Origin of the sequence: Streptomyces sp. NPDC005761 (assembly GCF_040630635.1) — a bacterium.
Lineage (GTDB): Bacteria > Actinomycetota > Actinomycetes > Streptomycetales > Streptomycetaceae > Streptomyces.
In genome coordinates this window covers 200,320-224,575 of record NZ_JBEXXX010000008.1, presented here as the reverse complement: position 1 = coordinate 224,575, position 24,256 = coordinate 200,320, and the positions used below count along the sequence as shown (strand labels likewise).

The following is a 24,256-nucleotide window of genomic DNA, read 5'->3' as shown; positions in this document are numbered from 1 at the left end:
CGACCAGGCGGCTGGCAGTGGTTCTACGGGGTTTCACGGGGACGGAGGCGGTTGTAATGGCGCAGGGCGAGGTGCTCGGTTTCGAGGAGTACGTACGTACCCGGCAGGACGCGCTGCTGCGCAGCGCGCGCCGGCTGGTCCCCGATCCCGTGGACGCGCAGGACCTGTTGCAGACCGCGCTGGCCCGCACCTACGGCCGCTGGGACGGCATCGCCGACAAGTCCCTCGCCGACGCCTATCTGCGCCGCGTCATGATCAACACCCGCACCGAGTGGTGGCGGGCGCGCAAGCTCGACGAGGTGCCCACCGAGCAGCTTCCCGACGCCAGCGTCGAGGACGGCACCGAGCAGCGCGCCGACCGCGCCCTGCTCATGGACGTCCTGGGCGTGCTGGCTCCCAAGCAGCGCAGCGTGGTCGTGCTGCGACACTGGGAGCAGATGAGTACGGAGGAGACGGCCGCGGCGCTCGGTATGTCGGCCGGTACGGTGAAGAGCACCCTGCACCGGGCACTGGCACGACTGCGCCAGGAGCTGGAGAGCAGGGAAGAGGCGAGCCGCGCGGAGCGCATCCGTGAGGACGCGGAGCGCGGAGCGACTGTACGCGTGGTGGCGCCCCGGACCCCGGTGCGCTCGCGGGCACAGGCAGGGGCGCCCCCCGAGGGGCGTCACGACGAGCGGGGGCGGGAGCGGTGCGCGGCCTGACAGGCAGCGGTGAGGGCGGCAGCGGGAGCGGCGGCACGGTCACCGGAGGACCCACGGCGGACGGGACGGGCGGCGGGCAAAGACGCCGGCTGACCGGCTGGGCGGCGAGCAGCACGGCTCTGGCCGGGCTCGCCGCCTTCGGGCTGTTCGCCGCCGCCTGCTCGACGGGGGGCACGGGCACGCGCGACGAGGGCCCGGCGGGCACCCAGCCGGTCGCCCAGGTCACGCCGAGTGCCACCGCCCCGTCCACGACGAGCCCGACGCCCCGGGTCGACGCGGTGGGCCTGCTCAAGGCGGATTCCAGGGTGAGCGAGCGGGTCAGGACGGACCTCAGGCCCTGCACCGGTGACGAGTACCCGGTGGACACCTCGTACGGCTCCCTGACCGGCGGCCCCTCCGCGGATGTGGTGGTGAACGTGATGACCTGCGGTGACTCGGTCGGTGTGGGGACCTATGTGTACCGGCCGCGGCCCGACGGCACGTACGAGAACGTGTTCACCATCGAGCAGCCCGCGGTCTACGGGACGATCGACCGCGGTGATCTGGTGGTGACGACGCAGGTGTACGGAAAGAAGGACGCGGTCGCCTACCCCTCGGGCGAGGAAGTGATCACGTACCACTGGGCGAGCGCGCGGTTCAGCGAGCAGGACCGGGTGCACAACGACTTCAACAGAGCCGTCGGAGCCGGGGACGGGGAGTTTCCCGAGCCCGCCGAACCGACGAAGAACTGAGAGCAGTCCGATGGCCGAGACCCATGTCCTGTTCGTCGAGGACGACGACGTCATCCGCGAGGCCACCCAGCTGGCGCTGGAGCGGGACGGCTTCGCGGTCACCGCGATGCCCGACGGCCTCCTCGGCCTCGAGGCGTTCCGAAGGAACCGGCCCGACATCGCGCTCCTCGACGTGATGGTCCCGGGCCTGGACGGGGTCAGCCTCTGCCGGCGCATCCGGGACGAGTCGACGGTCCCGGTGATCATGCTGTCGGCCCGGGCCGACTCGATCGACGTGGTGCTGGGCCTGGAGGCCGGCGCCGACGACTACGTCACGAAACCGTTCGACGGTGCGGTCCTGGTGGCCAGGATCCGGGCCGTGCTCCGCCGCTTCGGCCATGCCTCGGGGAGCGGGTCGGGCGGTGGCGAGACGGTGCCGGGATCCGAGGGCGGCGTACTCGTCTTCGGCGACCTGGAGATCGACACCGAGGGCATGGAGGTCCGCAAGGGCGGCGAGCAGGTGGGCCTGACACCCACCGAGATGCGGCTGCTGCTGGAGTTCTCGTCCGCTCCCGGCACGGTGCTCTCCCGCGACAAACTGCTGGAGCGGGTCTGGGACTACGGCTGGGGCGGGGACACCCGGGTCGTGGACGTCCATGTCCAGCGCCTGCGCACGAAGATCGGCCAGGACCGGATCGAAACGGTCCGCGGCTTCGGCTACAAGCTCAGGGCATGAGGCGCCCGGCCCTGCGGACGGGCGTCCGCTGGAAGATCAGCATCGCGATCGCGGCGGTCGGCGCCCTGATCGCGGTCGCGCTGAGCCTGGTCGTCCACAACGCTGCCCGGGTCTCCATGCTGGAGAACGCGCGCGAGGTGCAGCTGGAGCGGCTGAACTACGCCCAGCTGCTCTACGAGGCGACGAAGACGAAGAAGGCGGACCCCCGCTTCGGCGCGAAACTCAATGACCCGACGATGCCGAAGAGCCTGCGCCAGGAGACCCGGCGCAACCGCCGCGCGACGCATGTCGAGGACGGCGGCGGGGTGCCCGACGTGTGGGCGGCCGTCCCGCTGCCCGGCGGGGACGTGCTCTCGTTGCACACCCGTTTCGCCGACCGCTCCTCCACGATCCTGGGCGATCTCGACCGGGCCCTGATCATCGGTTCGGTCTCGGTGGTCTTCGGCGGCTCCGCGCTGGGCGTCCTGATCGGCGGCCAGCTCTCGCGCCGGCTGCGCAAGGCGGCGGCCGCGGCCGGAAGGGTCGCGCAGGGCCATACCGATGTACGGGTCGGGGACGCCGTCGGCGGGGTCGTGCGGGACGAGACCGATGAGCTGGCCGGCGCGGTGGACGCGCTGACGGACGCGCTGAACGAACGGATCGAGGCCGAGCGCCGGGTCACCGCGGACATCGCCCACGAACTGCGCACCCCCGTGACAGGTCTGCTGACGGCGGCCGAGCTGCTGCCGCCCGGCCGTCCCTCGGAGCTCGTACGGGACCGGGCGCAGGCGATGCGCACGCTGGTCGAGGACGTGCTGGAGGTGGCCCGGCTGGACAGCGCCTCCGAGCGGGCCGAGCTGCAGCAGCTCGCGCTGGGCGAGTTCGTCAGCCGCAGGGTGGCGCTGCTGGACCCGGAGGTGCGGGTCCGGGTGGTCCACGAGTCGTGGGTCAGCACCGATCCGCGCCGGCTGGAGCGCATCCTGTTCAATCTGCTGGGCAATGCCGCCAAGCACGGCTCCACGCCCGTGGAGGTCACGGTCGAGGGCCGGGTGGTGCGGGTCCGCGACCACGGTCCCGGGTTCCCGGCGGCGCTGCTGCGGGAGGGGCCGAGCCGCTTCCGTACCGGATCCACCGACCGGGCCGGGCACGGGCACGGGCTGGGGCTGACGATCGCGGCCGGTCAGGCCCGGGTGCTCGGTGCCCGGCTGACCTTCCGCAACGCGGCCCCGGCGGGTGCGGCCGAGGGCGCCGGCGGGGCGATCGCCGTTCTGTGGCTGCCCGAGCACGCCCCGACGGACACCGGCAGCTTCCCCATGCTTCAGCTGGGTGAGCAGCGCGGTCCGGAGCCCGGGGGCAGGAAGCCCACCGGCAGCGGCACGCACCTCGACCGCTGAGCGGTCGGTCCGCACGGAGATACGGGAAGGGCCGCGGGGTGCGCACCCCGCGGCCCTTCCCGTACGAGGACTGCTACACCGCGTCGACCACCGGAGCGGCCTTCTCCGGTCCGGCGCCCCGCAGCGGGACCTCCTTGACGAACAGCGCCGCCACCAGGGCGACCAGTCCGACCGAGGCGCCGACGAGGAAGGCGATGTGGGTGCCCGACGCCACTGCGAACTCGTACGCCTCGCGCACCGGCACCGGCAGCTTCGCCAGGCTCGCCGCGTCCAGCTGGGCGCCGTGCATGGTGGCGCCCGCACCGCCGCGGGCGGACATCTCGTCGCTCACCCGTCCGGTGAACAGCGCGCCCATGATGGCGACGCCGAAGGAGCTGCCGAGCGTACGGAAGAGGGTCGTGGAGGACGAGGCGACGCCCATGTCCTTCAGCTCGACGCTGTTCTGCGCCACGAGCATCGTGATCTGCATCAGGAAGCCCATGCCGGCGCCGAGCACCGCCATGTAGATGCCGGAGGTGAACCGGGTGGTGCCGGTGTCCATGGTCGAGAGCAGGAAGAGTCCGGCGACCATCAGGATCGAGCCCATGATCGGGAAGATCTTGTACCGGCCGCTGCTGGTAGTGATCCGCCCGGCGACCAGCGAGACGATCATCATCGCCAGGAGCATCGGCAGGAGCAGCAGTCCGGAGTTGGTCGCGGATGCGCCCTGGACGGACTGCTGGAACAGCGGCAGGTAGAGCACCGCGCCGAACATCACGAAGCCCGCCATGAAGCCGACCACGGACATCAGCGTGAAGTTGGCGTTGCGGAAGATGTGCAGCGGGATGATCGGTTCCGCCGCCTTGGTCTCGACGAAGAGGAAGCCGGCGAGCGCGGCGACGCCGATCGCGATGAGTTCCATGATGACGGCGGAGTTCCAGTCGTACTCCGTACCGCCCCAGGTGGTCACCAGCACGATCGCGGTGATGCCGACGGTGAGCAGTCCGGCGCCGAGGTAGTCAACCTTCGCCTTGGTACGTTCCCGCTTGGGCAGGTGCAGCACGACGGTGATCATGGCCAGGGCGACGGCGCCCAGCGGCAGGTTGATGTAGAAGCTCCAGCGCCAGCCGAGGTGGTCGGTGATGGTGCCGCCGACCAGCGGTCCGCCGATCATCGCGATCGCCATGACGCCGGCCATCATGCCCTGGTACTTGCCGCGCTCGCGGGGCGGCACGAGGTCGCCGATGATCGCCATGACGCCGACCATCAGACCGCCGGCGCCGAGCCCCTGAATCGCCCGGAAACCGATCAGCTGGCCCATGTCCTGGGACATGCCGCTGAGGACCGAGCCGATCAGGAAGATCACGATGGACGTGAGGAAGATGCCCTTGCGCCCGTACATGTCGCCGAGCTTGCCCCAGATGGGGGTGGAGGCGGCGGTGGCCAGGGTGTAGGCGGTGACCACCCAGGACAGGTGCTCCAGACCGCCGAGGTCGCCGACGATGGTCGGCATCGCGGTGCCGACGATCAGGTTGTCGAGCATGGCGAGCAGCATGGCGATCATCAGGGCGAGCACCACCACCCGCACGCTGCGCTGCTGTGGGCCGGGTTTCTCTGCCCGTCCGGCCGGAGCGTCCGCCTTCCCGTCCGCTGCCTTGATCAGGTCCGCCATGTTCCCCAACTCCCCAGTTCCCCTGTACACCGAGCCCCTTACTTGCCGCCCGGCTAGTTGACTACACTAGGGGAAAGTAGACCCGTAACTAGCCGGGCGTCAAGTAAGTTTTTGGGAGAGCACCATGGGCAGCACGCCGCAGCCGCGCCGGGGCAACACCCGCCAGCGCATCCAGGACGTCGCCCTGAGCCTCTTCGCCGAGCAGGGCTACGAGAAGACCTCGCTGCGCGAGATCGCCGAGCACCTCGATGTCACCAAGGCCGCCCTCTACTACCACTTCAAGACCAAGGAAGACATCCTGGTCAGCATCTTCGAGGACCTCAACCGGCCCGTCGAGGAGCTGATCACCTGGGGTGAGACGCAGCCGCGCACGCTGGAGACGAAGACGGAGATCCTCCGCCGTTACAGCGAGGCACTGGCGGGCGCCGCCCCGCTCTTCCGTTTCATGCAGGAGAACCAGGCGACCGTGCGCGACCTGAGCATCGGCGTGACGATCAAGGACCGGGTCCTCGGACTCGTGGACCTGATCAAGGATCCCGACGCGCCGCTCACCGACCAGGTGCGCTGCTTCAGTGCGCTCTTCACCCTGCACGCCGGCATGCTCGCGCTGAAAGACGTCGACGGCGACCCCGAGGACAAGCGGAAGGCCGCCCTCGAAGTCGCCGTCGAACTGGTCACCCGGGCCCACGGTCCGGATTCCGCCCAGTAGCGGGATGGTGTCGCGGTCGGATCAGACCGAGATGCCGTGGTGGTGCAGGAAGTTGACCGGGTTGACCGCCGAACCGTAGTTCGGGGTGGTCCGGATCTCGAAGTGCAGGTGGGGACCGCTGGAGTTACCGGTGTTGCCGGAGAGGGCGATCTTCTCACCCTTCTTCACGTGCTCGCCGATGTGCACCTGGATCTTCGAGAGGTGCGCGTACTGCGAGTACGTACCGTTCTTGTGCTTGATCACGATGGCGTTGCCGTACGCGGGACCGTCGCCGCCGCCGTTCGGGCCGGCCTTCACGACGGTGCCGTTGTGCGCGGCCTCGACCTTGGTGCCGATCGGCACGGCGAAGTCCTGGCCGGAGTGCTTGTGCGACCAGCGGCTGCCGTCGTTGCCGAAGCTGGCGCTCAGCTCGTAGTGGTGGACCGGGGTCTCCCACGCAAGCTTCGCGGCCTTCTTGGCGGCGGCCTTCTTCTTGGCGGCCGCCTTCTTCTTCGCAGCAGCCTTCTTCTTCGCCGCCTCGGCCTTCTTCGCCGCAGTGTGCTCGGCCGCCTTGCCCTGCGCGGCCGCCTGCTGGGCGACCGACTGGGCGGTGGTCGCGCCGGCCAGGCCGGCGGTGCCGGTGGTCCCCGTCGTGCCGGCCGCGAACGCAGCGCCCGCACCGAGAACCATCGACGTCCCCAGGCCGGCTGCCACCACGGCGCCACGGACACGGGAAGCGGACGGGCGGCGGGTCTGGAACGTAACGCGCTTCGACATAAGCGGAAAACCTCCGGAGATGACTGGACCCGGCGTTGTGCCGGGCTGGCCATACCTTGGTAACCCGCACCCCCGGATGCACTCAAACCCCCCATCTACGAAGAAAAGCCGTAGATGAGGGCCGGGGAATTCGTCGCCACAAGCCCCGCTCCCCACCCCCGGTCGCCACTCGAAAGTCTTCGTCAGGACAGGTTTAACCCCAGTTCCAAACCGTCCATACCGGACACAGCCCCGCCTTCGAGGCACTTCGCCCCAAACACCCGAAAGCCCTGCCGGACACCGGGCCGAAGGTCCCGCCCCCGATCAAGGGGTTTGCTCCTAACACGTCTAGTAGGCCCTGAAAGGGCTGTGCGCCTTGTCACCGGCGGTGGGACCTAGGGCCGTCCGATTCGGGACCTTCGGCCCGGGGGCAGCCCTTAGCCGACGGGCAGTGCCGTCACCTTCTTCGCGTGCAGGGCCACGAGTTGCTTGCCGCCTGCCGCGAGGTACCACCGCTGGAGGTCGCCGCTGCCGTCGTTGTACGTCCAGCGCAGCTTCCCGCTGCCGGGGTCGTAGGCGTGGATGCCGCCGTCCTTGTCGAACTCCGTCGCCCCGTAGAGGACACCGCCCACCTTGGCGAACTGCCAGGGGGCGGCGACGTCCAGGCTGCCCTTGTCGTGCCAGTGCGCCTTCCCGGTCGCGGGGTCGGCCGCCCAGAGTCCGTGTGCGCTGTCGGAGACGTAGAGGACGCCGTCCAGGACCGCCGGATCGTTGAACCGGCTGAACTCCTCGGTCTTGAAGGACCAGCGTTCCCTGCCGTCCGACAGGTCGTAGGCACGCAGCCACTGCCCGTTGGCGAGGACGACGAGGCCGTCGTGGACCACGAAGCCGCGGTTGCCGGACCGGCCGATCTTCTTCGTCCAGACCTGGCGGCCCGTCGCGGTGTCGCGGACCGTGAGGTTCTCCCGGAAGTCCGTGTAGACGAGACGGTTGCCGGCCACCCGCGCGGTGATGCCGCTCTGGTCCGTCCCCCGGTCACGCTTCTCCCGCCAGACGACCTTGCCCGACGTGGTGTCGATCGCGGCGATGACGTTCTCCGGCGTCCTGAACTCCTTGTCCAGGATTCCCGCGACGACGTAGACGTGGTTCCCGTCCGCGGCGATGGGCCGGGGCTGGGAGTACTGGTCCCCCATCCGGCTGCGCCAGGTGTCCTTGCCCGTGGCAGGGTCCAGGCCGACGATGTTCCCGTCGTACCTGGCGCTCTGGAGGTAGAGCGTCCCGTCACCGACGAGCATGTTCGCGCCCGGGGTGGTGACCTCCGCGCGGGACCAGATCTCCTTGCCGGTGGATACGTCCCGGGCCACCAGCGGGTCACCCGAGACGAGCACGACGTTGCCGACGACCGCGATCGCGGAGATCCACGCCAGGCCGTCGTACGTCGAGGCGTGCTGCCAGACCGTCTGCGGCTCGGTGCCCGGCGCCGGGGTGCCGGTGGCCTTCCCCGGCGCGTCCGTTCCGCCGGACGCCGGCTCGTCCTCCGGCCCGCAGGCCGATGCCCCGGCTCCCAGCAGCACCAGCCCGGCTCCTGCCAGCTTCATCATCTGCCTGCGTGACACGTCGCTTCTGCGCATGATCCGCCCCCGCCCCCGTTACTTCTTCGTCCGAGCCCGGACGAAGCGTCCGGAGCGAGGCCAGACTAACCAGCGATTTCCTGCCGCCAGGCGGCACGGATCCGACCGGGACATCCCTGTGACATGCCCGTCACGGTGTACGCAACAGCAAAGGGGCGGCCCCGAACCGGTGTGAACCGGTTCGGGGCCGCCCCTTCGTACGCTCGGGCGCTAGGCGCCTGTCACGCTTCCTTCGTCATGTTCGGGCCGGCGCCGCCTGCCGCCTGCTCGATCGGGGGGACGTCGGGCAGAGCCGACTTCTCCTCGCCACGGAAGGTGAACTTCTGCTCGTCACCCTCACCCTCGGTGCCGACGACCACGATGTGACCGGGGCGCAGCTCACCGAAGAGGATCTTCTCGGAGAGGATGTCCTCGATCTCGCGCTGGATCGTCCGGCGCAGCGGCCGGGCGCCCATCACGGGGTCGTAGCCCTTCTTCGCCAGCAGGGACTTGGCGGCCGGGCTCAGCTCGATACCCATGTCGCGGTCCCGCAGACGCTCGTCCACCTTGGCGAGCATGAGGTCGACGATCTGGATGATGTCTTCCTCGGTGAGCTGGTGGAAGACGACCGTGTCGTCGACACGGTTGAGGAACTCGGGCCGGAAGTGCTGCTTGAGCTCTTCGTTGACCTTCGTCTTCATCCGCTCGTAGTTCGTCTTCACGTCGCCCTGGGCGGCGAAGCCCAGGTTGAAGCCCTTGGAGATGTCCCGGGTCCCGAGGTTGGTCGTCATGATGATGACCGTGTTCTTGAAGTCCACGACCCGGCCCTGGGAGTCGGTCAGGCGACCGTCCTCCAGGATCTGGAGCAGGGAGTTGAAGATGTCGGGGTGGGCCTTCTCCACCTCGTCGAAGAGGACGACGGAGAACGGCTTGCGGCGCACCTTCTCGGTGAGCTGGCCGCCCTCCTCGTACCCCACGTAGCCGGGAGGCGAGCCGAAGAGGCGGGAAACGGTGTGCTTCTCGCTGAACTCCGACATGTCGAGGGCGATCAGCGCGTCCTCGTCGCCGAAGAGGAACTCGGCGAGCGTCTTGGACAGCTCGGTCTTACCGACACCGGACGGGCCGGCGAAGATGAACGAGCCACCCGGGCGCTTCGGGTCCTTCAGGCCGGCTCGCGTACGGCGGATCGCCTGCGAGAGGGCCTTGATGGCGTCCTTCTGCCCGATGACGCGCTTGTGGAGCTCGTCCTCCATGCGCAGCAGACGGGAGGACTCCTCCTCCGTCAGCTTGAAGACCGGGATGCCGGTGGCGGTGGCGAGGACCTCGGCGATGAGCTCGCCGTCGACCTCGGCCACGACGTCCATGTCGCCGGCCTTCCACTCCTTCTCGCGCTTGGCCTTCGCCGCCAGCAGCTGCTTCTCCTTGTCACGGAGAGACGCCGCCTTCTCGAAGTCCTGGGAGTCGATGGCCGACTCCTTGTCGCGGCGCACGCCCGCGATCTTCTCGTCGAACTCGCGGAGGTCCGGCGGCGCGGTCATCCGGCGGATACGCATCCGGGAGCCGGCCTCGTCGATCAGGTCGATCGCCTTGTCCGGCAGGAAGCGGTCCGAGATGTAGCGGTCGGCCAGCGTCGCGGCCTGGACCAGCGCCTCGTCCGTGATGGACACGCGGTGGTGGGCCTCGTAGCGGTCGCGCAGACCCTTGAGGATCTCGATGGTGTGCGGCAGCGACGGCTCCGCGACCTGGATGGGCTGGAAGCGGCGCTCGAGAGCGGCGTCCTTCTCCAGGTGCTTGCGGTACTCGTCGAGCGTGGTGGCACCGATGGTCTGCAGCTCGCCTCGCGCCAGCATCGGCTTGAGGATGCTCGCCGCGTCGATCGCGCCCTCGGCGGCACCCGCACCCACCAGGGTGTGGAGCTCGTCGATGAACAGGATGATGTCGCCGCGGGTGCGGATCTCCTTGAGCACCTTCTTCAGGCGCTCCTCGAAGTCACCGCGGTAGCGGGAACCGGCGACCAGCGCACCGAGGTCCAGGGTGTAGAGGTGCTTGTCCTTGAGGGTCTCGGGCACCTCGCCCTTGACGATGGCCTGCGCCAGGCCCTCGACGACCGCCGTCTTGCCGACGCCGGGCTCGCCGATGAGGACCGGGTTGTTCTTCGTACGGCGGGACAGCACCTGCATGACCCGCTCGATCTCCTTCTCGCGCCCGATGACCGGGTCGAGCTTGGATTCACGAGCGGCCTGGGTGAGGTTCCGGCCGAACTGGTCGAGCACCAGGGACGTGGAGGGCGTGCCCTCCGCGGGGCCGCCCGCTGTGGCCGCCTCCTTGCCGCCCGAGTAGCCGGACAGCAGCTGGATGACCTGCTGACGCACCCGGTTCAGGTCGGCGCCCAGCTTCACGAGGACCTGGGCGGCAACGCCCTCGCCCTCGCGGATCAGGCCGAGCAGGATGTGCTCGGTGCCGATGTAGTTGTGGCCGAGCTGAAGGGCCTCGCGGAGCGACAGCTCCAGGACCTTCTTGGCTCGGGGTGTGAAGGGGATGTGCCCGGACGGGGCCTGCTGGCCCTGACCGATGATCTCCTCCACCTGCTGGCGGACCGCCTCGAGCGAAATCCCGAGGCTCTCCAGGGCCTTAGCGGCGACACCCTCACCCTCGTGGATCAGGCCCAGGAGGATGTGCTCGGTGCCGATGTAGTTGTGGTTGAGCATCCGGGCTTCTTCCTGAGCCAGGACGACAACCCGCCGCGCGCGGTCGGTGAACCTCTCGAACATCGTTAATCGCTCCTCAGAGCGGTCAGGCAGTAAGGGGTCGGTCCCCTCCCTGTCCTTCCGCAGCTTAGTCCCGCAAGCGGGGACCGCTCATTTCAACTGCCGACACCCGGCCCTGCTTCCCGGGGGGATCTCCTGCCCCGAACGCCGACAACTCCTCCAACCCGATGGTGCGAGACGATGTTCCCGCAGGCCAGGCAGATACCCCTATCGCCAGTACGCCGATGGCGAACGTGAGACGTCCGTGGCTTGCGTGTCGCCCCTCCCCACTAGGGATGTCTTACCCGCAATTACAGACAGTCCATGCGGCGTACGCGGGTTCCCTCCGCTACGGGCGAACATCTTCGTACTCCCGAATGCGCCCGTACGCCCCCAACCCGGACACACTATGCGTTCGGTCCAGGACTCTGCGTAACTCCAGGCGCGGATCGGGAGTTCTTCCTTCATGACCCTCACCGTCCCGCCTCCCCGCACAGCGCTCCCCGCAGAGCGGGACGGCCGTGCCGACGGTGCCCCACAGGGCACGTGTGCCCGGTGGTACGAGCAGGAGCTCGGCTGGACGACGGCCGGCAGCGCGCCGGTGCGGCTGCTGACCGGGCTGCGGTTCGACGCGCTCGTCGTCCCTGCCGCCGCCGGTCAGGCGGCGCTGCGACGGGTGGGCCGGACCGGTCCCGTGGCCCTGACGGGCCGGCGGATGAGCCTGCTGGTGGCACCGGGGAGTGCCGACGAGCTACCGGGACTGCTCGACTGGCTGGAGTGGGGCGGGGTCGCCCTCGACCTGACCGCTCTCGGGGCGGGCGGACGGATCACCGCACCACCGCCGCCGGGCCGGCCCGGTCCGCCGGGGACCGCCGTATGGCTGCGGCCCCCCTGTCCGCCGCACGGGCGGGAGGGGGAGCCGGTGTTCCCGGCCCTCTCCGGCTTCGGGAGCAGGGGTGGGGATGCTCCCGATCTCATCCGGCTCGTGGACGCCGTGGCGACGGAATGCCACCGGGCCCGGCTGACGCGTGCCCGGACTGGGATGCTCCCCGGAGAATCGGCTGCTCAGCCGTTGGCCTTCTCGTAGGCCTCGCGGATCTCCGCGGGAACACGGCCGCGGTCATTCACATTGTGGCCGTTCTCGCGCGCCCACTTACGGATCTCGGCGGTGTCCTTGTTGCCGCCGGGAACGGCACGGCCCTTGCCGCGACCGGACGCCGCACGGCCACCGGTGCGCCGGCCGCTCTTCGCGTACGGCTCCAGAAGGGACCGGAGCTTGTCCGCGTTGCTCGTGGTGAGGTCAATCTCGTACGTCTTGCCATCGAGAGCGAACGTCACGGTCTCGTCCGCCTCGCCACCGTCGAGGTCGTCAACAAGAAGGACCTGAACCTTCTGTGCCACCGGGATTTCCTTTCATCGAAAATGGAGTACGCGGAAAGGAAACCGCTTTTCACCGGAAAACACAAACCCCCGGGAGAGGTTCAGGAGCACAAGAAGACGGGAAACGTGCGCGATTCGGACATAGGGATCGGGCTTCTTCCGACGGTCACAGGTGCAGAAGCATCCGGCTGTTGCCCAAGGTGTTCGGCTTCACTCGTTCGAGACCGAGGAACTCCGCGACTCCCTCGTCATAGGAACGCAGCAGCTCGCTGTAGACATCTCCGTCGACCGGCGTCTCTCCGATCTCCACGAAGCCGTGCTTCGCGAAGAAGTCCACTTCGAAGGTGAGACAGAAAACCCGTCGCACACCGAGCCAGCGGGCGGTCTGCAACAACTTGTCCAGTACTTGGTGCCCGACTCCGGCGCCCTTGATGCTGTGATCGACCGCGAGAGTGCGCACTTCGGCCAGGTCTTCCCACATGACATGCAGTGCCCCGCAGCCGATGACCCGGGCGTCCTCGTCGCGTTCGGCGATCCAGAACTCCTGGATGTCCTCGTAAAGCGTGACCGTCGCTTTGTCGAGCAGGATGCCTTCTCGTACGTAGCCGTCGAGGAGACGCCGGACCGAGGCCACATCGCTCGTCCTCGCACGGCGGACGGTGATGGCCACGTTTATAACCGACGGATCGGTCTGGAAATCGGTATGCGGAAGCTCTGAGGACATACGCAGACGCTATCGCCCGGCGTCGGGCTCCGCGCCATCGGCCGCTTCGGCGTCTTCACCGGCCGCTTCACCGGCCGCTTCACCGACTGCTTCACCCACTGCCGGAACGGCGCCCTCGGGAAGTGTGGGCAGAACGATCCGCATCGCGTCCCGGAGGGCATCGTGCTGCTCGGCGGACATCATGCCGAAGAACGCGACCAGCGCGGCGGCGGGGTTGTCGCTCTGCGACCAGGCTTCGTTCATCAGTGCGGCCGAGTACGCGGCCCGGGTGGAGACCGCCGTATATCGATATGCGCGGCCGTCCACTTCCCGGCGGACCCAGCCCTTCTGATGGAGATTGTCCATAACCGTCATGACGGTGGTGTAGGCGATGGACCGCTCCTGCTGAAGGTCTTCAAGGACTTCCCGGACAGTTACCGGTCGGTTCCATTGCCAGACCCGCGTCATCACGGCGTCTTCCAGCTCTCCCAATTGACGGGGCACAGCGTCACCTTAGTGCCAGATGTCTGGAATGGCCGGTTATTTACACAACAAAAGGGCGTACGACTCTCAGGAGCCGTACGCCCTTCGTACGTGTGGTGCGCGGTACCGGGAGGTCAGACCCCGTCGGCGTGCGGCGTCCGCTGCGCCGCTTCCGCGCGAGTGATCGCGGCGTCCACGGCGGCGTCCTCCTTGGCCTTGTTCGGCCCGCCCTGGCTCTTGACGATCGTCACGACCAGGCCGATGAAGAAGGCGGCCATCACCACGGGGGGCACAAGCGCGGATACGTAGTCCATGCCGTCCAGAGTAGCGAGGCCGGCCGCGCCCGCCGAGGCGCCCTACCCCACGGCGCGTTGCTGCGGGGGCGGGGCCGGGCGACGGCGGGGCGGGAAGACCTCGGAGGGCTTCGGCGCCGGGCGTTCGGACGGCGCGGCCGGACGGGGCGGATCCGCCGGGACCTTCGGCTTCTCGGGCTCCGCGGCACGGCCGCCCGGCAGCGCGAGCAGCCGGCTGCGCGGCGCGGGCGCCGCCGCGGAGACCGCGCGCCCGGCGAGACGGGCCCGCACCGACCGCTCGGCGAGCACCTGACAGCGCTCCAGCAGCGCCGCGGCGACCGGCCCGCCGCGCAGGGCGCGCAGGGCGGCCAGATCCTCCGGGCGGGGGTCGTACCCGGCCGCCAGGGCGTCCTGGAGGCGCTCCAGGTAGCCGCTGAGTGAGCCGGGGAGGGCGTTCCGGTAGCGGACGAGGTCGGCGTGGAGGAAGGCGCGCAGCCGTCCCGCCTCACCGACCGCTTCGTCGACGGCGCCCGCTAGCCGCAGGCAGTCCTGGACGTCCTCGTCGGGCAGGGGCGCGGGGTGGAGGGCGATGGCGAGGGCACGGCGGAGCACTCGCAGCTCGTCCGCGCTGAACGCCATACCGCCGCGTGATCCGTAGGGCGTGGGCATAGCGCGACAATACGTGCTAAATGGACAAAATCCGTTTAACTGGCCGTCGACGGCGCGGCGGCTCCCGGGAGCCGCCGCGCGGCCGAACCGCCGGTCAGGGCCGTGTGTGCCGGGTGTCCCTAGAGACGCGACACGTTGCGCTCGTACACCAGGCGCAGCCCGATCAGCGTGAGCCAGGGCTCGTGCTCGTCGATGACGGAGGACTCACCCAGCACCATCGGAGCAAGGCCGCCCGTCGCGATGACCGTGACGTCGTCGGGGTCGGCGGCCAGTTCCTTCTTCATGCGTCCCACGACCCCGTCGACCTGGCCGGCGAAGCCGTAGATGATGCCCGCCTGCATGGCCTCGACGGTGTTCTTCCCGATCACGCTGCGCGGCCGGGCCAGCTCGATCTTGCGCAGCTGGGCGCCCTTGACGCCGAGTGCCTCGACCGAGATCTCGATACCGGGCGCGATGACACCGCCGGTGTACTCACCCCGGGCGGAGACCGCGTCGAAGGTGGTGGCCGTGCCGAAGTCGACGACGATCGCCGGGCCGCCGTACAGGTCGACGGCGGCGACCGCGTTGATGATGCGGTCCGCGCCGACCTCCTTCGGGTTGTCCATCAGGATCGGCACGCCGGTCTTGATGCCCGGCTCGACGAGGACGGCGGGGACGTCGCCGTAGTAGCGGCGGGTCACCTCGCGCAGCTCGTGCAGGACGGCCGGGACGGTGGAGCAGATCGCGATGCCCTCGATGCCGTCGCCCAGCTCCATTCCCAGCAGCGGATGCATGCCCATCAGGCCCTGGAGCAGTACCGCGAGCTCGTCCGCGGTGCGGCGGGAGTCGGTGGAGATGCGCCAGTGCTCGACGATCTCCTCACCGTCGAACAGTCCGAGGACCGTGTGGGTGTTTCCGACGTCGATGGTGAGCAGCATCAGACGCCGGCCCCGTCGGTGTCACGGAAGTCCAGGCCGATGTCGAGGATCGGCGAGGAGTGGGTCAGCGCGCCGACCGCCAGGTAGTCCACGCCGGCTTCCGCGTAGGCGCGGGCGGAGGCGAGGGACAGCCGGCCCGAGGACTCCAGGACCGCGCGGCCACCGACCAGCTCGACGGCCTCGGCGGTCTGCGAGGGGGTGAAGTTGTCCAGAAGGATCAGATCGGCACCGGCGTCCAGGACCTCGGTGACCTGCTCCATCGTGTCGACCTCGACCTCGATGGGCACGTCGGGGAACTCCGCCCTGACCCGCTTGAACGCCTCGGCGACCCCGCCCGCCGCGATCACGTGGTTGTCCTTGACCAGTGCGGCGTCGGACAGCGACATGCGGTGGTTGACCCCGCCGCCGCAGCGCACCGCGTACTTCTCCAGGGCGCGCAGGCCCGGAGTCGTCTTGCGGGTGTCGCGGACCTGGGCCTTCGTGCCCTCCAGCTCGTCGGCCCACGCGCGGGTGGCGGTGGCGATGCCGGAGAGCCTGCACATCAGGTTGAGCGCGCTGCGCTCGCCGGTGAGCAGGTCACGGGTGCGGGTGGTGACGGTCAGCAGCTTCTGGCCGGGGGCGACGCGGTCGCCGTCCTCCACGTGCCGCTCGACCTCGAAGTCGTCCGTACAGACGATGGAGAGCACAGCCTCGGCTACTCGCAGACCGGCCACGACGCCCGCCTCACGGGCGGTGAAGTCGCCGGTGGCCACGACGTCCTCGGCCACGGTGGCGACGGTGGTGACGTCGACCCCGCCGTCGAGGTCCTCCTCGATGGCGACGTGCGCGACGTCCTCGACGGTGACCGGGTCCAGACCCGCGTCCGCCAGGAGCTGGGCGAGGGCGGGGTCCAGGCCGCACTCCAGGTCGTCCAGCTCGTAGCCGTCCTCCCCGCCGCAGCCGCAGCCGTCGCCGCAGCCGCCCGCGGCAGGTGCGGGCGCGCCGATCTGGATCAGCGGTACGTCCACGGGTGTGGGGCGCGGATTCTCTTCGGGCGTGCTCACGGTTACGGCTCCTCGGGAGTGGGGTGGGTGATGCCTGTTGCTGCGCAGTCTGCTGCCCCGGACGGCTGTACGGGCCCGAACGCCTCGGTATCCGTCCGACGGAGGACGAGCTGCCGGTCGGGGGTGAGCCGGACGACGAGGTGGCGGCGCCAGTTCTCGTCGTCGCGCTCGGGCCGGTCCTCGCGCCAGTGGCAGCCGCGGGTCTCCTCGCGGCTGCGGGCGGCGGCGACCAGGACCCGGGAGACCAGGAGCAGGTTGGTGGCCTCCCAGGCCTCCACCCCGGGCACGGCGTCCTTCGGCTCGGCGGCCCCGGCCTTCAGGAACGCGCTGCGGTGCAGGTCCTCCAGCTCGTCGGCGGCCCTGGCGAGGCTGTCGGCGGAGCGCAGGACACCGGCGCCGCGGGTCATGATGCGCTGGATCGTGCTCCGGGACTCGGGGGGCAGCAGCGGGGAGGGCTGGGGGCGGGCGGCGAGGGTGCCGGCACCCGCCCGGGGCCGTTCGGCGACGATGTCGGCCGCGATGCGCTCGGCGAAGACGAGGCCTTCGAGGAGCGAGTTGGACGCCAGGCGGTTCGCGCCGTGCACTCCGGTGCAGGCGGCCTCACCACAGGCGTACAGGCCGGGGACGGTCGTACGTCCCCGCAGGTCGGTGCGGATGCCGCCGGAGGCGTGGTGCGCGGCCGGGGCGATCGGGATCGGCTCGGTGACCGGGTCGATGCCGTGGGCACGGCAGGCAGCCAGGACGGTGGGGAAGCGCTGCTCCCACATCTCGGCGCCGAAGTGGCGGGCGTCGAGGTACATGTGATCGGTGCCGTGCAGCTGCATCTGGCGGGTGATGGCCTTGGCGACGATGTCGCGCGGGGCCAGCTCCGCCAGTTCGTGCTGCCCGAGCATGAACCGCGTACCGGACGCGTCGACGAGATGGGCGCCCTCGCCCCGCACCGCTTCCGACACGAGCGGCTGCTGACCCTCCGAGCCGGAGCCGAGGAAGAGGACCGTGGGGTGGAACTGGACGAACTCCAGGTCCGAGACCTCCGCACCGGCCCGCAGCGCGAGTGCCACGCCGTCGCCGGTGGCGACCGGCGGGTTGGTGGTGGCGGAGAAGACCTGGCCCATGCCGCCGGTCGCCAGGATCACCGCGGGGGCGTTGACCGCGCCGACGCCGTCGTGCTGGCCCTCGCCCATGACGTGCAGGGTGACGCCCGCGGTACGGCCTTCGGCATCGGTGAGCAGGTCGAGTACGAGGGCGTTCTCGACGGTGTGCAGGGCGGCCTCGCGTACAGCTTCGACCAGGGCCCGGGAGATTTCCGCGCCCGTCGCGTCGCCGCCCGCGTGGGCGATGCGGCGGCGGTGGTGGCCGCCCTCACGGGTCAGCGCGATGGTGCCGTCGTCCGCGGTGTCGAAGTGGGCGCCGGTGCCGATCAGCCGGCGTACGGCGTCGGGGCCCTCGGTGACGAGGGTGCGGACCGCGGCCTCGTCGCAGAGTCCGGCACCGGCGACCAGGGTGTCGTCCAGGTGCTGTTCGGGGGTGTCGCCCTCGCCGAGCGCGGCCGCGATGCCGCCCTGCGCCCAGCGGGTGGAACCGTCGTCGAGGCGGGCCTTGGTGACGACGACGGTGGCGAGGCCGGCGGCGGCGCAGCGCAACGCGGTGGTGAGACCGGCCACGCCGGAGCCGACGACCACGACGTCGGCGTCGATGGACCAGCCGGGGGCGGGGGCGGTCAGCCGTATTCCGGTCACGCGGGGGCTCCGAAGGTCAGCGGGATGTTGTCGATCAGGCGGGTGGTGCCCACCCGGGCGGCGACGGCGAGGATCGCGTCGCCGGCGGTGCGGTCGTCGGGGATCTCGGTGAAGTCCGCCGGGTCCACCAGCGCCAGGTAGTCGAGCGCGAGCGGGGGCTGTGCGGCCTCGGCGTCGTCCAGGACCGCGCGGGCTGCCGCGCGCACGGCTGCGGGGCCACCGTCCGGCCTGGCCCGGGCGACGGCCTGGGCGTCGGCCGCCAGCCTGGCCTCGCCGAGCCGGGTCAGTCCGGCGGCCCGGCCCTCCGTCGCGCCCGCCGTCTGCGCACGGGCGTGCAGGGCCTGCTGGGCGGCGAGCCGGTCACGGGCCGCGAACAGGGCCCGGGACAGGGCGAGCGCGGTGTGGCGCTCGTGCGGGTCGAGGAAGCGGTTGCGGCTGGAGAGCGCGAGGCCGTCGGGCTCCCGGGCCGTCTCCACGCCGACGATCTCCACGGGGAAGTTCAGATCGCGCACCATGCGGCGGATCAGTGCAAGCTGCTGGGCGTCCTTCTGTCCGAAGAACGCGATGTCGGGGCGGGTGAGGTGGAGCAGCTTGGCGACGACGGTGAGCATGCCGTCGAAGTGCCCGGGGCGCGAGGCTCCTTCGAGCCGCTCGCCCATCGGGCCCGCGGAGATCCGCACCTGGGGTTCGCCACCGGGGTAGACCTCGTCGACGGACGGCGCGAAGACCACGTCGGCGCCCGCCGCGCCGGCCACGGCGAGATCGGCGTCCAGGGTGCGCGGGTAGCGGTCGAGGTCGGCCGCCTCCCCGAACTGGAGCGGGTTGACGAAGACGGTGACGACGACCTGGCCGGCCGGTCCGACAACCGCACGGGCGGTTTGGATCAGGGAGGCGTGGCCCTCGTGCAGGGCGCCCATCGTCATGACGACGGCCCGCTCCGCCCGGTCGCCCTCGGGGGCGTACCCCGCCAGCTCGGCGGCGGTACGGAGCAGGGTGGCGGCGGATGCGGTCATCAGGACTCCTCCGGTCCGGAACCGGCACTGCCCGAGCCGTCGGCGAGGACGCCGAGCAGGTCCTCGGCGAGCTCCGGCTTGAGCATGCCGTGGGCGAGCGCGCGGTCGGCGGTGGCGCGGGCCATCGCGACGTATCCGGCCACCGTCTGCGGGGCATGGGCACGCAGTTCACCGATGTGCGCGGCGACCGTGCCCGCATCCCCCCGGGCGACCGGGCCGGTCAGGGCCGCGTCGCCGGAGCGCAGGGCGTTGTCCAGGGCGGCGCCGAGCAGCGGGCCGAGCATCCGGTCGGGGGCGGTGACCCCTGCCGTGCGCAGCAGCTCCATCGACTGGGCGACCAGGGTGACCAGGTGGTTCGCGCCGAGGGCGAGAGCCGCGTGGTAGAGCGGGCGCGACTCCTCGGCGATCCACTCGGGCTCGCCGCCCATCTCGATGACCAGGGCCTCGGCGGCGAGCCGCAGCTGCTCGGGGGCGGTCACCCCGAAGGAACAGCCTGCCAGTCGCTGGACGTCCACGGAGGTGCCGGTGAACGTCATCGCCGGGTGCAGGGCCAGGGGCAGCGCGCCGGCCCGCAGCGCGGGATCCAGCACCTTCGTCCCGTACCGCCCGGAGGTGTGGACGATCAGCTGGCCCGGACGGACCGCACCGGTCTCGGCGAGGCCCTCGACGAGCCCCGGCAGGGCGTCGTCGGGGACCGTCAGCAGGACCAGCTCCGCGCGCGCGAGGACCTCGGCGGGCGGCACCAGGGGGACGTCGGGAAGCAGGGTGGCGGCGCGGCGCACCGAGGCGTCGGAGACGCCTGACACGGCGACCGGCCGGTGCCCGGCGAGTGCCAGGGACGCGGCCAGGGCGGGGCCGACGCGGCCCGCGCCGACGACACCGACGGTGAGCCGGGCGGGGCGGTCCCTCGCGTCGAGGGGCTCCTGAGGGGTGGTTGCATTCACGCGGCGGTGGCCTTCCGTTCCAGTCCGCGGGGGGTACCGGACGATTCCTCTGCATGCTACGCCAGCGCTCCGCCCGCGCCCCCGGCTGTCCACAGGCTGTGGACAGCCCCGGCCGCGTCGACACCGGCGGGGCCGGGGTGCGTTCCCACCCTGTGGGCAGGGACTGCGTTCTGCGTGATGATCGTCCCATGGCAGACACGAACGAGCAGGTGCGCGACGAGGCGACGGACGGGCCGCGGACCCCGGGTGGACACGGGGACGAGGACGGTGATGCGCGGCGGCTGCGCCGCATCACCGCGTACCGGCAGGCCGAGCGGGTCCTGGCCCGGATGCCGACCGACCGCTCGCTCGGCGAGCAGCTGGCGTCGCTGACCGCGGGCGCGCCCACCGTCACCGCTCTCGACCGGCCCGCCGACCTCTACGGCAACGGCATCGTCGCGGACCTGGAGCAGCGGATCGCCGGGCTGCTGGGCACCGAGGCCGCCGCGTTCTTCCCGACCGGGACGATGGCACAGCAGGTCGCGCTGCGCTGCTGGGCCGGGCGCACCGGCAACCCGACGGTGGCCCTGCATCCGCTCGCCCACCCCGAGGTGCACGAGCGCGGCGCCCTGTCCGCGGTCAGCGGGCTGCGTACGGTCTACCCGACGACCGAGCCACGGCTGCCCACGGCCGACGAGGTCCGCGACTTCGCGGAGCCGTTCGGCACCCTGATGCTCGAGCTGCCGCTGCGCGACGCGGGCTTCGTCCTGCCCACGTGGGAGGAGCTGGAGGCCGTGGTTGCGGCGGCCCGCGAGCGCGATGCGGTGGTGCACTTCGACGGGGCGCGGCTGTGGGAGTGCGTCTCCCGCTTCGGACGGGAACTGCCGGAGATCGCGGCGCTCGCGGACAGTGTGTACGTGTCGTTCTACAAGACCCTCGGGGGGATCAGCGGGGCGGCACTCGCCGGTTCCGCCTCGCTGGTCGAGGAGGCCCGCACCTGGCGGCACCGGTACGGCGGTCAGCTCTTCCAGCAGTTCCCGGCGGCACTCGCCGCGCTGATCGGCCTGGACCGGGAGCTGCCGAAGCTGCCGTCGTACGTGGCGCAGGCGAAGGTGGTGGCCGCGGCGCTGGCCGAAGGGTTCGCGGAGGCGGGTGCCGGGTGGTTCCGGGTGCATCCGGAACCACCGCACACGCACCAGTTCCAGGTGTGGCTGCCCTACCCCGCCGACGTCCTGGAGGAGGTGTCCGTGCGCCAGGCCGAGGAGACGGGCGTGGCCCTCTTCCGCCTGTGGCACCCGGCCGCCGCGGGCCCGCCCGGAGTCTCGTTCACGGAGGTCACGGTGTCGGAGGCGGGACTGGAGTGGACGGCGGCGGATGTGAGGACCGCGCTGGGTGAATTCCTCCGGCGGCTGGCGCAGCAGAAGTGAGGCGGGCGGACCGGGCGGGCGAGCGCGCCTCGACCGACGTCCGCCCGGTCGGCGTGCGCCCCCACTGGTGAGGCACGCCGGCGCTCGGCCGGGCCGGCGTGCGCCCGCCCGGATTGACGCCGGACGTCAATCCGGTGCCGGACCGCAGCCGCGAACCCGCACCATGGACGGGTGAGCGTAACCATCGACATCGCAGGCCTCGACCCCGAGCGCATCGTCTTCGAGACCTCTCCCCTCGTCGAGCTGGGGGTCGCCCTGCACGCGCTCGCGGAGCCCGGGCACCACCCCGGACTGCACGGCTGGGCGACGGCCACCACCACGGCCCTGGAACCGGATCTCGCCGACCGGCTGCACGAGGCCGACTTCCTGTGGCGCAACGTCTTCTCCGACATCTTCATGCCGTTCGCCGGGGTCCGCGGCGGCGACGGCAGGACGGGCACCTGCCTCGCCGAGGACCTGGACATCCTGGACCGACTGGACGACGAGACGTTCGTCGCGGCGGCCCTGGAGTTCACCTGCGCCCACCTCTACGGGACCGGCGCGGCCTCCCCGCTCCGCGACGCCGGCATGCGCGCCCGGGCCCTGGACGTGGCGGCGGCACGCGGCCCGCAGCAGGTCGAGTTCACCCAGCGGCTGCTGGCCGACCCCGGCGCCGTACGCCGCTGGATCCGGCGCCTGTTCGAGGACTGCGACCAGGCGTTCTTCGCGGACACCTGGCGGCGGGTACAGGTCCAGCTGGTGGCCGACGCGCGGCACAAGACGGATCTGTTGCGGCACAAGGGGCTCGACGAGGCGATCAGGGCGGTCTCCCCCGCCCTCTCGGTCGACGAGGGCGGAAACCGGATCAGCGTCGACAAGCTGTCCGAGGGCTCGACCACTGCCACCGACCCGGCCGTCGGCAGCGGGCTCACGCTCATCCCCACGAGTTTCGGCTGGCCGCACCTGATGGTGCTGCACGCCCCCGGCTGGCGGCCGGTGATCCACTACCCGGTGCACCGGCCCGATCTGCCCTCGCCCGCCTCCGTCGAGCTGCTCCAGCTGCGGATGGAGGCGCTGGCCAACCCGATGCGCATGCGGCTGTGCCGCAACATCGCCCGCTCGCCGTACACGACCGGGGAGCTCGCCGACACGAACGGCATCACCGCTCCCGAGGTCTCCCGCCATCTCACCGTGCTCAAGAAGGCGGGCCTGGTCACGACGAGGCGCCGCGGCCGGTACGTACTGCACCAGCTGGACCTGACCGTGGTGGCACGGCTCGGCAGCGACTTCCTGGAGGGGATCCTGCGCTGAGGGGCCGGGCGGTGCCGGGCCCCTCAGTCGAAACGGATGTGCCGGATCCCCGTCCAGGCCCGCCGCACCCGGTGCCGCAGCGCACTGTCCGTGTCCGGCAGCAGCGTGAGTCCCGCCGATGCGGCGATCCGGTCGGCGACCTGGGGAACCGTCAGCCGGTCGGTACGGATGTGCTCGGCGAACTCCGGATCCTCCAGCCGCTCCAGGCAGTGGTCCAGTTTCGCCACGGCGAAGCTCTCCCGCTTGAGCCCGCGCCCCAGGCCGCGTTCGCGCAGCCGGTCCAGCACCGTCGCGCGGTCGGCGAGCAGGGTGAAGTGGTGCACCGTCCGCCCGTCCTCGCGCAGCCGCCCGACGATCTCCGCGAAGTAGCCGGGGTCGACCAGGGTCATCGGGGCGATGACCGTGCCGGGATGCCCGCTCAGGGCGAGAGCCAGCATGTCGTGCACCCCCTGCCGCCAGGCCGGCAGATCCTGGAAGTCACCGCGCAGCGCGGGCGGAAGCATCCGGTGCAACCCGAAGCCGACGCGCTCCGGATCACAGACCACGCTGCCGGGCAGGCGCCGCCGGAGCTCGTAGGAGGTCTGCGTCTTGCCGCCCCCGAACGGGCCGTTGACCCACACCAGTGCGCCCACCGCTCAGCCCGCCCCGCCCCCGGCCCGCACCAGCCCGGTCTCGTAGGCGAGGACCACGACCTGCACCCGGTCGCGCAGGCCCAGCTTGGTCAGGATCCGGCCGACATGCGTCTTCACGGTCGCCTCGGAGAGCACCAGCCGCCCCGCGATCTCGCCGTTCGACAGCCCCTGGGCGACCAACAGCATCACCTCGCGCTCGCGTTCGGTGAGCTTGGCGACGTCCTTGTGCTGCGGCTCGGCCGTACCGCTGGGCAGCATCGGGGAGAAGCGGTCGAGCAGCCGGCGGGTGGTGGACGGGGCGACGACGGCGTCGCCGCTGTGCACGGAACGGATCGCGGCGAGCAGTTCGCCCGGCGGCACGTCCTTGAGCATGAAGCCGCTGGCACCTGCCTTCAGCCCCGAGAAGGCGTACTCGTCGAGGTCGAACGTGGTCAGGATGAGCACCTTGGGCGCATCGGGCTGCGCGCAGATGCGGCGGGTGGCCTCGACTCCGTCCAGACGGGGCATGCGCACGTCCATCAGCACCACGTCGACTGCGGTCGAGCGGAGGTGCTCGATGGCTTCCGCGCCGTCGCCCGCCTCGGCGACGACCTCCATGTCCGGCTGCGCGGCGAGCACCATCCGGAAGCCGGTGCGCAGCAGCGCCTGGTCGTCGACGAGCATCACGCGGATCGCCATGGGGTCCCTGTCTCCTGTTCGTACTGCGGTCGGTTCGGCGTCACGACAGACCCTGGGGCCGCCGTGACGGATCGTGCACGCGCCGGGCCCCGCT

Annotated in this window: 24 protein-coding genes; 8 read left to right on the top strand and 16 right to left on the bottom strand. The window is 70.9% G+C overall.

Annotation, left to right across the window (positions count from 1 at the left end; all coding sequences use genetic code 11):
- Positions 1 to 56: 56 nt before the first annotated feature.
- From ABZ434_RS11035 to cseC, 4 genes are read left to right on the top strand one after another with little or no spacing between them, the layout of a single operon-like run.
- On the top strand, positions 57 to 701 hold the full coding sequence (locus ABZ434_RS11035) for a SigE family RNA polymerase sigma factor (RefSeq protein WP_359134130.1): 645 nt from the start codon (positions 57 to 59) through the stop codon (positions 699 to 701).
- Positions 689 to 1,432, top strand: a complete 744-nt coding sequence (locus ABZ434_RS11030; protein WP_359134127.1) for a hypothetical protein — start codon at positions 689 to 691, stop codon at positions 1,430 to 1,432. The genes ABZ434_RS11035 and ABZ434_RS11030 overlap by 13 nt, the downstream gene beginning before the upstream one ends.
- A 10-nt stretch (positions 1,433 to 1,442) precedes the next feature.
- Positions 1,443 to 2,147 (top strand): two-component system response regulator CseB, encoded by a 705-nt coding sequence (gene cseB / locus ABZ434_RS11025; protein WP_359134124.1) that lies wholly within the window; start codon positions 1,443 to 1,445, stop codon positions 2,145 to 2,147.
- Positions 2,144 to 3,520, top strand: a complete 1,377-nt coding sequence (cseC, locus tag ABZ434_RS11020) for a two-component system sensor histidine kinase CseC (protein WP_359134121.1) — start codon at positions 2,144 to 2,146, stop codon at positions 3,518 to 3,520. Before cseB ends, cseC begins: the two co-directional genes overlap by 4 nt.
- Before the next feature lie 73 nt (positions 3,521 to 3,593).
- On the opposite strand, the gene ABZ434_RS11015 is transcribed toward cseC, so the two are convergent.
- A complete protein-coding gene (locus tag ABZ434_RS11015) occupies positions 3,594 to 5,171 on the bottom strand; it encodes an MDR family MFS transporter (RefSeq protein ID WP_359134118.1) in 1,578 nt (525 codons plus the stop codon).
- 124 nt (positions 5,172 to 5,295) lie between these two features.
- Between ABZ434_RS11015 and ABZ434_RS11010 the strand changes: the two genes are divergently transcribed.
- Entirely contained in the window at positions 5,296 to 5,880 is a 585-nt protein-coding gene (locus ABZ434_RS11010) for a TetR/AcrR family transcriptional regulator (protein ID WP_359134115.1), read from the top strand.
- A 21-nt stretch (positions 5,881 to 5,901) separates the two neighbouring features.
- Here ABZ434_RS11010 and ABZ434_RS11005 read toward each other — a convergent pair whose 3' ends face one another.
- From ABZ434_RS11005 to ABZ434_RS10995, 3 genes are all read right to left on the bottom strand, one after another.
- Positions 5,902 to 6,636: a M23 family metallopeptidase gene (locus ABZ434_RS11005; RefSeq protein ID WP_359134112.1), complete on the bottom strand. Its 735-nt coding sequence runs from the start codon at positions 6,634 to 6,636 to the stop codon at positions 5,902 to 5,904.
- Positions 6,637 to 7,052: 416 nt separating this feature from the next.
- A complete protein-coding gene (locus tag ABZ434_RS11000; protein ID WP_359134109.1) occupies positions 7,053 to 8,246 on the bottom strand; it encodes a PQQ-binding-like beta-propeller repeat protein in 1,194 nt (397 codons plus the stop codon).
- A gap of 221 nt (positions 8,247 to 8,467) precedes the next feature.
- Complete coding sequence (locus ABZ434_RS10995) at positions 8,468 to 10,996, bottom strand: ATP-dependent Clp protease ATP-binding subunit (RefSeq protein WP_148020025.1); 2,529 nt, start codon at positions 10,994 to 10,996, stop codon at positions 8,468 to 8,470.
- Between the two features lie 442 nt (positions 10,997 to 11,438).
- Here ABZ434_RS10995 and ABZ434_RS10990 point away from each other — a divergent pair, with 442 nt between their 5' ends.
- On the top strand, positions 11,439 to 12,059 hold the full coding sequence (locus tag ABZ434_RS10990) for an SCO3374 family protein (protein WP_359134107.1): 621 nt from the start codon (positions 11,439 to 11,441) through the stop codon (positions 12,057 to 12,059).
- On the opposite strand, the gene ABZ434_RS10985 is transcribed toward ABZ434_RS10990, so the two are convergent.
- The 10 genes from ABZ434_RS10985 to ABZ434_RS10940 all read right to left on the bottom strand — a co-directional run bounded on the left by ABZ434_RS10985 (position 12,038) and on the right by ABZ434_RS10940 (position 20,156).
- Positions 12,038 to 12,373 (bottom strand): Lsr2 family protein, encoded by a 336-nt coding sequence (locus ABZ434_RS10985; RefSeq protein ID WP_359134104.1) that lies wholly within the window; start codon positions 12,371 to 12,373, stop codon positions 12,038 to 12,040. The two genes, ABZ434_RS10990 and ABZ434_RS10985, sit on opposite strands and share 22 nt — an antisense overlap.
- Positions 12,374 to 12,518: 145 nt before the next feature.
- Positions 12,519 to 13,076, bottom strand: coding sequence for an amino-acid N-acetyltransferase (locus ABZ434_RS10980; RefSeq protein WP_350997980.1), 558 nt, complete (start codon positions 13,074 to 13,076; stop codon positions 12,519 to 12,521).
- Between the two features lie 9 nt (positions 13,077 to 13,085).
- The gene (locus ABZ434_RS10975; protein ID WP_359134102.1) at positions 13,086 to 13,559 is read right to left on the bottom strand and encodes a BlaI/MecI/CopY family transcriptional regulator; all 474 of its coding nucleotides are present in this window, start codon (positions 13,557 to 13,559) and stop codon (positions 13,086 to 13,088) included.
- Between the two features lie 113 nt (positions 13,560 to 13,672).
- Complete coding sequence (locus ABZ434_RS10970; RefSeq protein ID WP_359134099.1) at positions 13,673 to 13,852, bottom strand: hypothetical protein; 180 nt, start codon at positions 13,850 to 13,852, stop codon at positions 13,673 to 13,675.
- A 42-nt stretch (positions 13,853 to 13,894) separates the two neighbouring features.
- Positions 13,895 to 14,470, bottom strand: coding sequence for a hypothetical protein (locus ABZ434_RS10965; RefSeq protein WP_359134194.1), 576 nt, complete (start codon positions 14,468 to 14,470; stop codon positions 13,895 to 13,897).
- 149 nt (positions 14,471 to 14,619) lie between these two features.
- Positions 14,620 to 15,417, bottom strand: a complete 798-nt coding sequence (locus ABZ434_RS10960) for a type III pantothenate kinase (RefSeq protein WP_359080572.1) — start codon at positions 15,415 to 15,417, stop codon at positions 14,620 to 14,622.
- Positions 15,417 to 16,460, bottom strand: a complete 1,044-nt coding sequence (gene nadC, locus ABZ434_RS10955; protein WP_359134097.1) for a carboxylating nicotinate-nucleotide diphosphorylase — start codon at positions 16,458 to 16,460, stop codon at positions 15,417 to 15,419. The genes ABZ434_RS10960 and nadC overlap by 1 nt, the downstream gene beginning before the upstream one ends.
- A gap of 2 nt (positions 16,461 to 16,462) precedes the next feature.
- Positions 16,463 to 18,199 (bottom strand): L-aspartate oxidase, encoded by a 1,737-nt coding sequence (locus tag ABZ434_RS10950; protein ID WP_359134094.1) that lies wholly within the window; start codon positions 18,197 to 18,199, stop codon positions 16,463 to 16,465.
- Complete coding sequence (gene panC, locus ABZ434_RS10945) at positions 18,196 to 19,212, bottom strand: pantoate--beta-alanine ligase (RefSeq protein ID WP_359134092.1); 1,017 nt, start codon at positions 19,210 to 19,212, stop codon at positions 18,196 to 18,198. The genes ABZ434_RS10950 and panC overlap by 4 nt, the downstream gene beginning before the upstream one ends.
- On the bottom strand, positions 19,212 to 20,156 hold the full coding sequence (locus tag ABZ434_RS10940) for a DUF2520 domain-containing protein (RefSeq protein WP_359134089.1): 945 nt from the start codon (positions 20,154 to 20,156) through the stop codon (positions 19,212 to 19,214). Before ABZ434_RS10940 ends, panC begins: the two co-directional genes overlap by 1 nt.
- Positions 20,157 to 20,344: 188 nt before the next feature.
- On the opposite strand from ABZ434_RS10940, the gene ABZ434_RS10935 reads away from it, so the two are divergent.
- Together ABZ434_RS10935 and ABZ434_RS10930 are read left to right on the top strand one after the other, a co-directional pair.
- Positions 20,345 to 21,562: a beta-eliminating lyase-related protein gene (locus ABZ434_RS10935; RefSeq protein ID WP_359134087.1), complete on the top strand. Its 1,218-nt coding sequence runs from the start codon at positions 20,345 to 20,347 to the stop codon at positions 21,560 to 21,562.
- Positions 21,563 to 21,733: 171 nt separating this feature from the next.
- Positions 21,734 to 22,852, top strand: a complete 1,119-nt coding sequence (locus ABZ434_RS10930) for a DUF5937 family protein (RefSeq protein WP_359134085.1) — start codon at positions 21,734 to 21,736, stop codon at positions 22,850 to 22,852.
- 23 nt (positions 22,853 to 22,875) lie between these two features.
- On the opposite strand, the gene ABZ434_RS10925 is transcribed toward ABZ434_RS10930, so the two are convergent.
- The gene (locus ABZ434_RS10925) at positions 22,876 to 23,484 is read right to left on the bottom strand and encodes an AAA family ATPase (RefSeq protein ID WP_359134082.1); all 609 of its coding nucleotides are present in this window, start codon (positions 23,482 to 23,484) and stop codon (positions 22,876 to 22,878) included.
- A gap of 3 nt (positions 23,485 to 23,487) precedes the next feature.
- Positions 23,488 to 24,162: a response regulator transcription factor gene (locus ABZ434_RS10920; protein WP_359134079.1), complete on the bottom strand. Its 675-nt coding sequence runs from the start codon at positions 24,160 to 24,162 to the stop codon at positions 23,488 to 23,490.
- Between the last annotated feature and the right edge of the window lie 94 nt (positions 24,163 to 24,256).

Excerpts from the sequence above, each read along its gene's own strand:
- ABZ434_RS10965 (WP_359134194.1), bottom strand. The coding sequence starts at position 14,470 with ATGGCGTTCAGCGCGGACGAGCTGCGAGTGCTCCGCCGTGCCCTCGCC.
- ABZ434_RS10920 (WP_359134079.1), bottom strand. The coding sequence starts at position 24,162 with ATGGCGATCCGCGTGATGCTCGTCGACGACCAGGCGCTGCTGCGCACC.
- cseB (WP_359134124.1), top strand. The coding sequence starts at position 1,443 with ATGGCCGAGACCCATGTCCTGTTCGTCGAGGACGACGACGTCATCCGC.
- ABZ434_RS10960 (WP_359080572.1), bottom strand. The coding sequence starts at position 15,417 with ATGCTGCTCACCATCGACGTCGGAAACACCCACACGGTCCTCGGACTG.
- ABZ434_RS10995 (WP_148020025.1), bottom strand. The coding sequence starts at position 10,996 with ATGTTCGAGAGGTTCACCGACCGCGCGCGGCGGGTTGTCGTCCTGGCT.
- panC (WP_359134092.1), bottom strand. The coding sequence starts at position 19,212 with ATGACCGCATCCGCCGCCACCCTGCTCCGTACCGCCGCCGAGCTGGCG.
- ABZ434_RS11010 (WP_359134115.1), top strand. The coding sequence starts at position 5,296 with ATGGGCAGCACGCCGCAGCCGCGCCGGGGCAACACCCGCCAGCGCATC.
- ABZ434_RS10935 (WP_359134087.1), top strand. The coding sequence starts at position 20,345 with ATGGCAGACACGAACGAGCAGGTGCGCGACGAGGCGACGGACGGGCCG.
- ABZ434_RS11035 (WP_359134130.1), top strand. The coding sequence starts at position 57 with ATGGCGCAGGGCGAGGTGCTCGGTTTCGAGGAGTACGTACGTACCCGG.
- ABZ434_RS11000 (WP_359134109.1), bottom strand. The coding sequence starts at position 8,246 with ATGCGCAGAAGCGACGTGTCACGCAGGCAGATGATGAAGCTGGCAGGA.
- cseC (WP_359134121.1), top strand. The coding sequence starts at position 2,144 with ATGAGGCGCCCGGCCCTGCGGACGGGCGTCCGCTGGAAGATCAGCATC.
- ABZ434_RS11005 (WP_359134112.1), bottom strand. The coding sequence starts at position 6,636 with ATGTCGAAGCGCGTTACGTTCCAGACCCGCCGCCCGTCCGCTTCCCGT.
- ABZ434_RS10970 (WP_359134099.1), bottom strand. The coding sequence starts at position 13,852 with ATGGACTACGTATCCGCGCTTGTGCCCCCCGTGGTGATGGCCGCCTTC.
- ABZ434_RS11015 (WP_359134118.1), bottom strand. The coding sequence starts at position 5,171 with ATGGCGGACCTGATCAAGGCAGCGGACGGGAAGGCGGACGCTCCGGCC.
- ABZ434_RS10990 (WP_359134107.1), top strand. The coding sequence starts at position 11,439 with ATGACCCTCACCGTCCCGCCTCCCCGCACAGCGCTCCCCGCAGAGCGG.
- ABZ434_RS10980 (WP_350997980.1), bottom strand. The coding sequence starts at position 13,076 with ATGTCCTCAGAGCTTCCGCATACCGATTTCCAGACCGATCCGTCGGTT.